This window comes from Pseudomonas sp. PSPC2-3 (genome assembly GCF_049898265.1).
Lineage (GTDB): Bacteria > Pseudomonadota > Gammaproteobacteria > Pseudomonadales > Pseudomonadaceae > Aquipseudomonas > Aquipseudomonas veronii.
In genome coordinates this window covers 222,128-233,653 of the sequence record NZ_JAFCXJ010000005.1, presented here as the reverse complement: position 1 = coordinate 233,653, position 11,526 = coordinate 222,128, and the positions used below count along the sequence as shown (strand labels likewise).

Here is an 11,526-nt window from a genome sequence, read left to right as displayed (position 1 = left end):
CAAGTCCGGCGCAGGCCTACCCTGCACACGGAAAATTCACCCTCTGAGTCAGGAAGACCTTACATGTGGGATGGCAACGTTACCTTTGGTGATTCATGGGCCGGCTACATTGGCCGCGCGGATCAGAACACTGCCCACTCCCATGTTGCCATTCAGCTGTGCATCGGCGTACACCAGCCCGTCACCCTGGAGCTGCCCGGCCAGTCGATCCGCGCGGCCGGCGTGATCATCGGGCCCAATGTCGAGCACCGTGCCGTGCCCGACATTCATCCGGTGGCCTTTGTCTACGTCAACCCGGATACCCCGTTGGGGCGTGCGCTCAACGCGTTGCTGCAAGACAATGGCATTGCCCTGGCCAGTGACGAACTGCTCGAGTGCTTTCGCCACTCCAGCTCCCTGTCTCAGTTTGTGGAAGCGCTGGGGCGCTTGCTGGCGATTACGTCGCCCATCGACCAACGCCTCTACAAGGCCTTGAACATTCTGCGCCTGGACCGCGACGGTCCGGGCTCCGTCAGCCGCGCCGCGAGTGCGGTCGGCCTGTCCAGCCCGCGCTTGCGCTATGTCGCCACGCACCAGATGGGCGTGTCGCTGTCCCAATGGATCATCTGGAACAAACTCGAGCGCGCGTCCAAATCCCTCGCTGACGGTTCCACCTTGTCGGATGCCGCCGCCGACGGCGGCTTTTCCGACCAGGCGCACTTGGCCCGCATCATGCGCCGCATGATTGGCATGACGCCCCGCACCGCTGCCAGGGTTTTGCGAAAGACAAGCGTTTCGTTCAAGACGCATTGATATCAAAAAGCCAATATCGATCGCATCTTATTCGCGAAAACGATAAGCGCTGATTGCCGGCCTTACACAGCACCTCAGCGCTACCGACAGTGAATGCAAGAGTGTTCGCCAGGGGTATCCGTGCCCGGGATTTGGCGGAACGCACCGTTAATTCTTTCGATGAGTCCGCAGGAAGCGTCCTACATGTCAGAACAGCAAAAATTAACCGTCCTTCTCACGGGTGGCTCAGGCGTACTCGGTGAATCACTGATCGACTGCCTGGCAGAGGACTTTGACCTGGTATGCCTGGCGCGTAAAAGCCGCATTCGCCACCCGCGCGTGGAGGTGCTCAAGGGCGATATATGCAGCCCGCGACTGGGGCTGGACGTCAGCGATTATGAAGCGCTGCTCAAGCGTGTCGATTGGGTGATCCACGCCGCAGCGGTGACCCGCATGGATGGCGATATCGACCAGATCTTTTCGGTGAACTACCTCGGCACCGAAAACGTCGTGAACTTTGTCCAGCAAGCCAACGTGCCGCTTTACCACGTCAGCACCGCCTTCACCCATCCGTGCGACTACTACGAAGGCGTGCAAGCAGAAACGCCTTACGAAGTCGCCAAGCGCCAGGCTGAAACGCTGGTGCGCTCGGCAGGTATCGATGTTTCGATCTTTCGTCCCTCCATCATCATCGGCGACTCGGACAGCGGGCACATGCCCAACTTCCAGGGGTTTCATATGACCATGGGGCTGATGATGTCCGGCGTGCTGCCTATCGTGCCCTGCCCGCCTGCCGGGTATATCGACTTGATCGCCCGTGACGTGGCGGCGCGGGCGATTGCCAACGCGTTGCGCCAGCGCTTGATCGGCGCAGACTACTTTCTCACCAGCGGCCCGCAGGCGCTTGATCTCAACGGCCTGTTGGACCTGATGTGCCAATCCATGGAAGCCCAGGCCCAAGCCTTCACCCGGCCGCGCTGCATGGCGCCGGATATTTATGAGCGGCTGATCCGCCCAGTGTTCCTCCCGGCACTGACCGGCAATATCCAGGCCGCGCTGGGCCGCGCCAACCAGCTGTGTCGCTATGCCTGCCTGCGTACACCGCTGCCCACGTCACTCCCTGAGTTGCTCGGCGAACCGGCGTTCAGCGCACGGGATGTCAGCCGTGAGTTATTGCTCTCGCTCAACCACTTGGCGCCCAAGCTGGGCGCGTTGACGCGCATGCTCAAGCAGCCGATGCCAACCGTCGCACAGGCGTCAGTCGCATGAACCCGCTTCTTACCGAACCCGCAGCCGACGCCGCACAGGTCGACCAGTACTTCCGCCAGCACGTGAATTCAGGGTATGCGCGCCTCGCGTCGTTGATGAATTTGCCGATCGAACAGTCCAGCCATGGCGTTTATATCTACGACAGCCAAGGCCGCAAGTACCTGGATGCCGGCGGCTATGGCGTATTTTTCCTCGGCCACGGCCACCCGGTGGTGGTGGCGGCCGTCACCCGGCAGCTGCAGCAAAACGCCCTGGCCAGCAAGCTGTTGCTCAACCCGCAACAGGCTTTCGCCGCGCAAGCCCTGGCTGCGCATTGCCCTGGCAACTTGGACTATGTGTTCTTTTGCAACTCAGGTGCCGAGGCCACCGAAGCCGGCCTGAAACTCGCCCGGCTCAACGGCTGCCGCCGCACGCTGTCGACCCTCGGCGGCTTCCACGGCAAGACCCTCGGCGCACTCGCCGTCACCGGCCGCGAAAGCTACCGCGAGCCGTTCAGCGGCCTGCTCAGTGAAAGCACGTTCGTCCCCTTCGGCGACAGCGCCGCGCTGGAACAGCAATTGCGCGCTTCGCCGGACAAGGCCTGTGTGATTCTCGAACCGATCCAGGCCGAAGCGGGTGTGATCCTCGCGCCGCCAGGCTACCTGACACGTGTCCGCGCACTGTGCGACCAGTACGGCGCCGTGCTGATCATCGACGAAATCCAGTCCGGCATGGGCCGTACCGGCCATTGGTGGGCATGCGACCAGGAACAGGTGGTGCCCGACATCATGCTGGTGGGCAAAAGCCTGTCCGGTGGCTGCGTGCCGGTCAGTGCCATGGTCGCCAGCGCGGCGATTTACGCGCCGTTCAACCGCAACCCCACGGTGCATACCTCGACCTTCGGCGCCAACCCGCTGGCCATGGCGGCCGTGCAGGCCACGTTGCAAGTGATGGTGCAGGAAGACCTCGTGGAACGTGCCCGGCTGATGGGCCAGGACCTGCACGCCCGCTTCAGCGCGCTGTTGCAGCAGAGGGGCCTGGCCGAGCGCGTCAAGTTGCGCAGTGCCGGCTTGTTGCTGGGCTTTGAATTCAGCGACGCCTCGGTCGCCGCGAACATGGTCATGGCCCTGATCGAACAGCAAATCATTGTGTGCCACTCGCTCAATGACCACCGGGTCGTCAGGCTCACGCCTTCCCCGCTGCTGACAGCCCAGGATTGCAATCGGTTGATCGAGGGGTTCGCCCACGCGCTGACCACCTCAATACCATCCCTTTGATTGGAGTTTCCCCCATGCAAGAAGTCAACGTACTGGCCCACATCCCCAGTGCCTGCGCTGATGAAGTCTTTGCCGTGATCAGCGACTTCAGCAACTACGTCGAGCTGTGCGAGTCGGTGCGCAATATCACGATCAATAAGGTCAGCGACCAGGTGTCGCTCACCTCCTGGGAAGTCAATTTCCACAGCGGCATTCTCAAGTGGCAGGAGCGTGACACGTTCAATGCCCAGACCCGGGAAATCCACTTCGAGCAAATGAGCGGCGATGTCGATCACTTCTCCGGCACCTGGCAAGTACTGGCGGACGGCAAAGACGCGGTCATCACCTTCGCGTCGCGCTTTGACCTGGGCCTGCCGATGCTCGCCGACATGCTCGACCCCGTGGCCCACAAAGCCATCCGCGACAACATTCACTCGATCATCACCGGTCTGTTCCCGGCGAGTTACTTGAAGGCCTGAACCATGTCCCTTTCACTGTTGAATCGCTCGCGTGCCTTGCTGCACAGCTACGCCCCAGGTTTTGACGAACGCCTGGCGAGCATCGCATTCGCCGAACGCGAAGCGCCGCCTAGCGAAGTCATCGCCCTGTTCAAGCAACAAGGGCCGGTCGGCCTGTTGGTCAACCGCGCCGCGGGCGGGTTGGGTGCGGGCATCCTTGATGCCGTGCATGTGCAGATCGCCCTGGGCGCGCGTTCACCCTCGCTGGCAGTGGCCAGCACCATGCATCAGTTTTCCGTGGCGAGCCTGTTGGCCCTCACCCAGAACGGCGGCGGCGCCGAAGGTTTGCTGTTGGCGGCGGTCGCACAAAAGCGCTTGCTGTTGTCCTCGGGGTTTGCCGAAGGCAACTCGGGCGCCGGCATTCTCGATTCGAACATGCAGGCGCTGCAAACCCCTGAAGGTGTATTGCTCAGCGGCAGCAAAAAGCCCTGCTGCCTGGGGCAGTCGATGGACTTGCTCACCGCCAGCTACACCCGCCAGACCGCCGAGGGCGAAGAGCTGATGGTCGCACTGATTCCGGCGAATGCACCGGGCATCACGCGGTCTCCGTTCTGGCAGAACAGCGCACTGGCCGCCGCCGAAAGCATCGAGGTGCGCCTCAACGAAGTCTTCGTGCCCGAACGCATGTTGTTTTCCGCCGGCTACAAACACCTGTTGGGCGACGTGCAAACCGTCGGTTTCATCTGGTTCGAGCTGTTGATTTGCGCGTCCTACGTGGGGGCCTGCGCCGGTTTGGTCGAGTCTGTGATCGAGGCCGGGCGCTGGACGCCCCATCACCGCGTGGAGCTGGCGGCTCAGCTGCAACTGGCGATCAGTGCCCTGGAAGGAGCGGCGCTGGATATCGAACGCAACCCGCAGGACCTGCCGAACGTGCTGGCCCGCCTGCTGCTGGTGCGCTACGGCATCGAACAACTGCTCACCGAGCTTTCGGACCAGGCCCACGCCATGCTCGGTGGGATGGCGTTTATCACCAGCAACCAGAGTTCGAACTGGTTGATGGCCTGCCGTGGCCTGCAGTTTCACCCGCCAGCGAAGATCTCGATGGCGAGCAACCTCGACACCTACTTGTCCCACTCAACCTTCAGCATCGCCGGAGCGCACCCATGAACCTGCTCGGAAAAATCGTCGTGATCACCGGAACCGCGCGCGGCCTCGGTTACGCGGCGGCCTGCACATTGAAAAAACAGGGCGCCACTGTGATCGGCCTGGACATTCTTGCGCCACAAGAGCCCGGGTTGCTGGATGGGTTTTATCAAGTCGACCTGTGTGACCGAACGGCGCTGGCGCAGGTGATTGGCGCCATCAGCACCGACTTCGGCGACATCGATATCCTGGTGAATAACGCCGGCACCCTGACTCTGGAACGCGGTGAAACCGGCGTCACCGACGCAGTCACCCGCGCGGTGGATGTGAACCTGTTCGCGCCATGGCAATTGGTGGCCGGGTTCCTGCCGGGGTTGCTGCGCAAGCGCGGCAAAGTGGTCAACGTGTCGTCGCTGTTTGCCCTGGTGAACGCGCCTTATGTGGCCGCATACGCTGCCAGCAAACGCGCGCTGAGTGCTTATTCGGACGTGCTGCGCATGCAATATCGCGGGCAGCTCGACGTGGTCACCGTGTACCCGGGCTTTATCGACACCGCCATTCACTTGCCCGCCCAGCGCGTGGGTTTGTCGGTCAAGCGCCTGGTGACGTTCATGTGGGGTGACAGGACCCTGCTGTCTCTCGAAGAAAAACTCGATGCCGCCGCCGATGGCCTGGTTCGCGCCTGCCAAAAAGACGGCCTGCGCAACCGCGGGCTGACCTTTATGGGCACGCTGGCCATGTACACCGCGCGTATCGCACCAAGTGTGGTCGACGCCTTTATCGCCCTGCGCCTGCGCACGCTGACCCGCGGCGGGCACCTCGCGCTCAAACCTGAACTGATCGAGTAACGCGTTGCCAATGGCCAGACAACTCCACAGCAAGCCTCAGGTCCGCCTCGATCGCGCCTTGTTCAAGGCCCGGTCGGGTGAGTCCCTGTTGATCATCGGTTACGCCTTGTGCCTCTTCCTGCTGCCCCTCGCGCTGTTTGTGTGGGTGGCGAACACGGCCGCCACCCTGTGGGTGTTGCTGTGCTCGCCCCTTTGGGTGCTGGCCGGGTACGGGTGGTTTCTGCAAGCGATCCTCGGGCATGAAGGTTTCCACTTCAACCTGAGCAGCAGGCCTATGCACAGTTGCTACCTGGGCATTTTCACCAGTTCGTTGCTGCCTGGATTCTGCGTGACCGGTTACTTCGTCGACCATTGGCAACACCATCGCTACAGCAACAGCGAACAGGACCCGGACTATCGGCACTTCTCGCGTTATCGGAGCCTGTTTAGCCGCCTTGCGCTGTCACGGTTGATGGCCACCTCGAACTATCTGCAGGCGACGTTGCGCCTGGCTTTCGGCCCGCCGGTCAGCCCATCGCCCTTGCCTTCGCCTTTGAGCGCAGCCCAGGTGCGACGACTGGCGCGCTGCAATATCGCGTGCCAGGTCGGCTGGTTGAGCGTCTACGCGGTCGCCCTGTGGCAGATCGACGGGCTGCTGCTTGGGTTTGCCTTGAGCCTGGCGGTTGCGTTCCTGCTCTCGGCAGTCAATGCCTATCAGGAACATGCCTTCAGCGAGGGCCATGACCAGCCCCCTGCCCGCTCGCGTACCTCGCGCCTGAGCACCTGGCTGCACGCCGGCGCGAACTTTCACCTGGAACATCACTTTTATCCAGCGGTGCCGTGCTGGCGCCTGCCCAAGGTCCACCGCCAACTGCTGGACGCGGGGTGGTATGCAGACCGGCAATACCTGCTGGAGACACGCTTCATACCGTCCTTCAAGTACGCCTCCGGTCGCCATCCTTACCGTGGCGACACGCTGAACGACTGAACGGTCCCCTTACTTTCCCCATGGATTTTGGCCTGAACCGTCAGGCCGCAGGAGCTGCTATGCCTTTTGATATCGACCGCCACATTGAAACCGAGCGCGCCCAGTTATTCGGCCACCCGCTTTTCGCCAATATCCGCACCGTTGAAGATGTACGCACACTGATGGAATTTCATGTGTTTGCCGTATGGGACTTCATGACCCTGCTCAAGCGCATCCAGCGCGACCTCACCTGTGTGGAGTTGCCGTGGGTACCGCCAACGCATATCACGGCTGCGCGCTTGATCAATGAAATCGTGGTCGGCGAAGAAACCGACGAACACCCCGATGGCGGCTTTATCAGCCACCTGGACCTGTACCTGACCGCCATGGATGAAATCGGCGCCGACAGCTCGGTATTCCGCCGCTTCCTCGCCGCCATCCAGGCCAAGGAACCGCTGGCCAAGGCCCTCAGCGACCGCGATATCCCATTGGCGGCCAAAGTGTTCATGTGCCAGACGCTCGATGTGGCGCAACACGGCACCACCGAAGCGGTGCTGGCGTACTTCTTCTTTGGCCGTGAAGACATCATCCCCGACATGTTCGGACGCCTGCTGTCGCAATGGTCGGTCAGCGAAACCGAGGTGCCGATGCTCACCTATTACTTGAAGCGCCACATCGAAATGGATGGCGACGATCACGGCCCGGCCGCTAAACGCATCATCGCTGAAATCGTCACCACCCCTGTGCAGCACCAGCACATGGTCGAAAGCGCCAAGACCGCGATCAAATCGCGCATCGATTTGTGGGATGGCGTGCATCACTTCCTGCAGCACAAAGCGCAACACGCCACGGACCGCCCTGAGTGCCTAAGCCTCGCATGACCACAGGGAGCAGGACATGACCAAAGGTAAATTGATAAAACTGACACTGTGCGGCGTTGTGGTCGGTGGGTTACTGCTGCTCGGCTGGCAGCGTTGGCAGTATTCCAACGCTTACGTGAGTACCGATAACGCCGAGCTCGATGGCGTGATCATTCCGGTGCGCGCCAAGCTCTCGGGCGTGGTGATGAGCGTGCCGGTGACAGACAACCTCACGGTGCAAAGCGGTGATCTGCTGTTTCAGATCCGCGACAGCGAATATCAATACCAGGTCGAGCAGCGTGAGGCGCAATGGCAGGCGTTGCTTGCTGCCGCAGGGCGCGGCGGCGGTCCGGGTGCGTTGGACAGCCAGGTCCTCGGCGCGGTCGCGATGCGCCAGGCGGCGCAAGCGGCGCTGGCACAATCCAGCGCCAATCTGGAGCAGGCGCGCAACGACTACGGGCGCGCCCGCCGCCTGGGCGCGCAAGGGGTGTTGAGCACCCAGGATCTCGAGGTGGCCAAGGCGCGTTTCGACGCCCTGAGCCACGCTCAGGAAGTGGCACGCGGCAATGCCCAGGCTGCCGCGCAAAGCACCTTGGCCAACAAAGCCGAACTGAAAGTGCAGGACTACCGGATCGCGGCGGCGCAAGCCGAACTGGAACAGGCCCGGATCAAGCTGCACGACACTCGTCAGACCGCGCCGGTGCGCAGCATCGTCTCGAAAAAAGAAGTCGAGCCGGGCCAATTCGTGGTCGCCGGGCAGAAGCTGTTGAGCCTGATTGCCACCGACCCGCTGTGGATTACCGCCAACTTCAAGGAAACCCAGGTCGGGCGCGTGCGGGTCGGCCAGCTGGCCAAGGTCACTGTGGATGCGTTTCCCGGGCAGGCTTTCGACGGGGTGGTCGAGAGCCTCGCACCGGCTACCGGCGCAAAGTTTTCACTGCTGCCCCAAGAGAACGCCACTGGCAACTTCACCAAGGTGGTGCAGCGCGTGCAGGTCAGGATTGCCCTCAAAGACGTGCCGGATGACTACAAAGCCTTGTTGAGCCCCGGCATGAGCGCCTTCGTCGAAGTCGCCACGCAACAGCACGGCAGCCACACGCTATGAAGTCGCCGTATCTGATTGCGCTGACCGTGACGCTGGTGTCGATGATGGAACTGCTCGACGTGACCATCGTCAACGTGGCGATTCCCAGCCTGATGGGCACCTACGGGGCGTCGGTCGATGAAATCTCCTGGGTGTCCACCGGCTACGTGGTGGCCAACGTAGTGATCCTGCCGGTCAGCGGCTGGCTGTCGGCATGGTTCGGGCGGCGCACTTATTACCTGGTCTCCACCGCGGTGTTCGTGCTGGCATCCGTGGGCTGCGCCTTTTCCGCCGAACTCTGGCAACTGGTGGCATTCCGCGTACTGCAAGGCTTGGCGGGCGGCGGGTTGCTGGGGATTTCCCAGGCAATCATTTACGACGTATTCCCCAAGGAGAAGGTCAGCAGCGGCATGGCGTTGTACGGCGTTGGCGTGATGATGGGGCCGACGTTGGGCCCCACCGTCGGCGGCTATCTGATCGACACCTTGTCCTGGCACTGGATATTCCTGATCAATCTGCCTATCGGTGCTGTGGCCCTGCTGCTGTGCTGGCTGTGCATCGGCGATTCCGCCAATGAAAGCAAACCCAGCAGCGTCGACTACAGCGGCTTCTGCCTGCTGGCCCTGGGCGTCGGCAGCCTGCAGATCCTGCTGGAGCGCGGCGAGCATTGGGACTGGATGGAATCGAACTGGACGGTTGCCTGCCTGTTGCTCAGCAGCTTCAGCCTGGTGGGGTTCTTCTGGTGGGAACGGCGCGCGACCAACCCGATCGTCAATGTGGCGTTGTTTCAGAACCGCGAGTTTTTGATGGGCTGCATCTGCGCGTTTTGCGTAGGCTTCGGGCTGTACAGCACGTTATTCATGGTGCCGCTGTTTTTGCAGACGCTGCTGGCACAAAGCGCGTACCAGAGCGGGCTGGTGATTTTCCCCGGAGCGGTGGCCAGTGCCATCAGCACCTTGGTGATCGGCAAGCTGTCCCAGGAAAACAAGATCGACGAGCGCGTGTTCGTGACCTTGGGCATCGTCATGTACTGCTACGCGATGTTCCTGCACACCCAGTTCACCCTCGACAGCAACCCGGACACGCTCTATTGGCCCCTGGTGATTCGCGGCCTGGGCCTGGGCATGATCTTCGTACCGCTGACCAACCTGGCCATGCGCCGTCTGCCGCTGACGTTGATCTCGGGCGCCTCGGGCGTGCTCAACCTGATGCGCCAGTTGGGCGGCAGCGTCGGCATCGCCATTGCCGCGACCCTGCTCACGCGGTTTTCGTGGGAGCGCTATCGCCTGCTGTCCGAGCATGTGACCGAGTCCAGCCTGGTTGCCAGTGGCTGGGGCGGCGTGGAATCCAACCCGCTGTTTCTGTCCCTGAACCTTGCAAGCCATCAACAAGCCTTGGCCCTGATGCCTTACCTGCAAGCGCGTGAACAAGCGCAAATGCTGGCCTTCAGCATGCTGTTCGGCACATTGGGCGCGGTCATGGCCATCGGCATTCCCATGGTGCTGATGATGCGCAGAAGCACCCTCAGCCGATAACTTCTCCAGTGGAGCACATCCCCTTGCGTATTCCAGGGCTGCATCTCGACCCGATCACACTGCTCACTTTCCTGTGCGGCCTCAGCCTCGCTTGCTGCCCGGCCAATGCGGCGGCGGAAGACTTGTACCAGCTGTACCAGAAGGCGCTGACCCACGACATGAAGTTCGCCGCCGCACAGGCGCAACAATTGGCCACCGCGGAAAAAGAACCGCAAAGCCGTGCCAACCTGTTACCGGACCTGTCGGTCACCGGCGGCGCGGCGTGGGTCGATGCCGAGGATTCGTCCGACTACCATCGAAACCGCAATAACACCAACGCCTATGCCGTGGTTCTCACCCAACCGCTGTTGCGCTGGCAGAGTGTGGTTGCCCACGACCAAAGCAAACTGATGATCAGCGCCAGCGAGGTGCAGACCGAACAGGCGCGCCAGGACCTGATGCTGCGTGTCGCCCGCGCCTACTTCGACGTACTGCTTAACCAGGAACTGCTGAACACCCGCACGCAACAGTTGCAAACCCTGCAGGAGAGCCAGGACCGCACCCGGCGTTTGTTGGCCGACGGCGCCAGCACCCACAACGCGCTCGAACAGGTTCAGGCCAAATACGACCAGGCCTTCGCCGAGCAAATCGCCGCACGCGGCGCGCTGGATATCGCCACCGAAGCCCTCACCCAATTGACCGCCGCCCAGGCGCGCCCATGGTCGGGCAAGGAGCCACAATTCAGCGCTCCGGTGCCCGCCGCGATCGGCGCCTGGGCCACCACCGCGCAACAAGGCAATCTCGCCGTGCAGCGGGCGCAGATTGCCCAGCGCCTGGCCGAAATGGACATCGACAAGGAACAAGCCGGCCACTTGCCGACCCTTGACCTGATCGCCGCCCATGGCCGTTTTGCCTCGGTCGGCGGCGATGTGTACGACGTCACCCTGCCGGAGAATCGTTATAACCAGACGGTGGTCGGGGTCAAACTGAGCGTGCCACTGTATGGCGGCGGCCGTACCAGCAGCCGCGTGCGCGAAGCCCATGCGTTGCAGAGCAAAGCCCTGGATGAACTCGAAGATGCGCGCCGCAGCGCCGGGCTGATGGCCCGCCAGGCCTACCTGCAAGTGACCAGCGGCATGAGCCAATACCAGGCGCTCAAGCAGGCGCTGAAATCCAGCCAGGTCAACCTCACGTCGGTGACCCACGGCTTCGAGGCCGGTGCGCGCATCAACACGGAGGTGCTGGACGCACAGCAGAAAGTCACGGACACCCAGCAACGTTTGGCCCAGCAACGCTACGCGATTCTGCTCGCGCAGCTCAATCTGCTGGCGTCGACGGGGAACCTGAACGACGTGCGTCTGCGTGAGGTCAGTCGCCTGCTCGATTGAACCCGGTGCG

11 protein-coding genes are annotated in these 11,526 nt (G+C 62.2%); all 11 read left to right on the top strand.

All coding sequences use genetic code 11. The features are described from left to right. Positions 1 to 63: 63 nt before the first annotated feature. The 11 genes from ACP7E3_RS13665 to ACP7E3_RS13615 all read left to right on the top strand — a co-directional run bounded on the left by ACP7E3_RS13665 (position 64) and on the right by ACP7E3_RS13615 (position 11,516). Positions 64 to 792 (top strand): helix-turn-helix domain-containing protein, encoded by a 729-nt coding sequence (locus ACP7E3_RS13665; RefSeq protein WP_017849079.1) that lies wholly within the window; start codon positions 64 to 66, stop codon positions 790 to 792. Between the two features lie 183 nt (positions 793 to 975). Then, the gene (locus ACP7E3_RS13660) at positions 976 to 2,040 is read left to right on the top strand and encodes an SDR family oxidoreductase (protein WP_372813538.1); all 1,065 of its coding nucleotides are present in this window, start codon (positions 976 to 978) and stop codon (positions 2,038 to 2,040) included. After that, a complete protein-coding gene (locus ACP7E3_RS13655; protein WP_017849077.1) occupies positions 2,037 to 3,296 on the top strand; it encodes an aspartate aminotransferase family protein in 1,260 nt (419 codons plus the stop codon). Before ACP7E3_RS13660 ends, ACP7E3_RS13655 begins: the two co-directional genes overlap by 4 nt. A gap of 14 nt (positions 3,297 to 3,310) precedes the next feature. Continuing rightward, positions 3,311 to 3,754, top strand: a complete 444-nt coding sequence (locus ACP7E3_RS13650; RefSeq protein ID WP_046489543.1) for a type II toxin-antitoxin system RatA family toxin — start codon at positions 3,311 to 3,313, stop codon at positions 3,752 to 3,754. Positions 3,755 to 3,757: 3 nt separating this feature from the next. After that, on the top strand, positions 3,758 to 4,900 hold the full coding sequence (locus ACP7E3_RS13645) for an acyl-CoA dehydrogenase family protein (RefSeq protein ID WP_017849075.1): 1,143 nt from the start codon (positions 3,758 to 3,760) through the stop codon (positions 4,898 to 4,900). Beyond that, entirely contained in the window at positions 4,897 to 5,724 is an 828-nt protein-coding gene (locus ACP7E3_RS13640; RefSeq protein WP_017849074.1) for an SDR family NAD(P)-dependent oxidoreductase, read from the top strand. The genes ACP7E3_RS13645 and ACP7E3_RS13640 overlap by 4 nt, the downstream gene beginning before the upstream one ends. 10 nt (positions 5,725 to 5,734) lie before the next feature. Continuing rightward, positions 5,735 to 6,691 (top strand): fatty acid desaturase, encoded by a 957-nt coding sequence (locus tag ACP7E3_RS13635; RefSeq protein WP_198864361.1) that lies wholly within the window; start codon positions 5,735 to 5,737, stop codon positions 6,689 to 6,691. A 59-nt stretch (positions 6,692 to 6,750) separates the two neighbouring features. Beyond that, entirely contained in the window at positions 6,751 to 7,551 is an 801-nt protein-coding gene (locus ACP7E3_RS13630; RefSeq protein ID WP_017849072.1) for a DUF3050 domain-containing protein, read from the top strand. A 16-nt stretch (positions 7,552 to 7,567) separates the two neighbouring features. Next, positions 7,568 to 8,635 carry an HlyD family secretion protein gene (locus tag ACP7E3_RS13625; RefSeq protein ID WP_046489549.1) on the top strand — a complete coding sequence of 356 codons (1,068 nt, stop codon included), beginning with the start codon at positions 7,568 to 7,570 and terminating at the stop codon, positions 8,633 to 8,635. After that, a complete protein-coding gene (locus ACP7E3_RS13620) occupies positions 8,632 to 10,149 on the top strand; it encodes a DHA2 family efflux MFS transporter permease subunit (RefSeq protein WP_046489551.1) in 1,518 nt (505 codons plus the stop codon). The genes ACP7E3_RS13625 and ACP7E3_RS13620 overlap by 4 nt, the downstream gene beginning before the upstream one ends. A gap of 23 nt (positions 10,150 to 10,172) precedes the next feature. After that, positions 10,173 to 11,516, top strand: a complete 1,344-nt coding sequence (locus ACP7E3_RS13615) for a TolC family outer membrane protein (RefSeq protein ID WP_079443793.1) — start codon at positions 10,173 to 10,175, stop codon at positions 11,514 to 11,516. Positions 11,517 to 11,526: the final 10 nt, after the last annotated feature.

Bases quoted from the DNA above. Each gene is read 5' to 3' on its own strand.
- ACP7E3_RS13665 (WP_017849079.1), top strand. From the start codon at position 64: ATGTGGGATGGCAACGTTACCTTTGGTGATTCATGGGCCGGCTACATT.
- ACP7E3_RS13660 (WP_372813538.1), top strand. From the start codon at position 976: ATGTCAGAACAGCAAAAATTAACCGTCCTTCTCACGGGTGGCTCAGGC.
- ACP7E3_RS13655 (WP_017849077.1), top strand. From the start codon at position 2,037: ATGAACCCGCTTCTTACCGAACCCGCAGCCGACGCCGCACAGGTCGAC.
- ACP7E3_RS13650 (WP_046489543.1), top strand. From the start codon at position 3,311: ATGCAAGAAGTCAACGTACTGGCCCACATCCCCAGTGCCTGCGCTGAT.
- ACP7E3_RS13645 (WP_017849075.1), top strand. From the start codon at position 3,758: ATGTCCCTTTCACTGTTGAATCGCTCGCGTGCCTTGCTGCACAGCTAC.
- ACP7E3_RS13640 (WP_017849074.1), top strand. From the start codon at position 4,897: ATGAACCTGCTCGGAAAAATCGTCGTGATCACCGGAACCGCGCGCGGC.
- ACP7E3_RS13635 (WP_198864361.1), top strand. From the start codon at position 5,735: ATGGCCAGACAACTCCACAGCAAGCCTCAGGTCCGCCTCGATCGCGCC.
- ACP7E3_RS13630 (WP_017849072.1), top strand. From the start codon at position 6,751: ATGCCTTTTGATATCGACCGCCACATTGAAACCGAGCGCGCCCAGTTA.
- ACP7E3_RS13625 (WP_046489549.1), top strand. From the start codon at position 7,568: ATGACCAAAGGTAAATTGATAAAACTGACACTGTGCGGCGTTGTGGTC.
- ACP7E3_RS13620 (WP_046489551.1), top strand. From the start codon at position 8,632: ATGAAGTCGCCGTATCTGATTGCGCTGACCGTGACGCTGGTGTCGATG.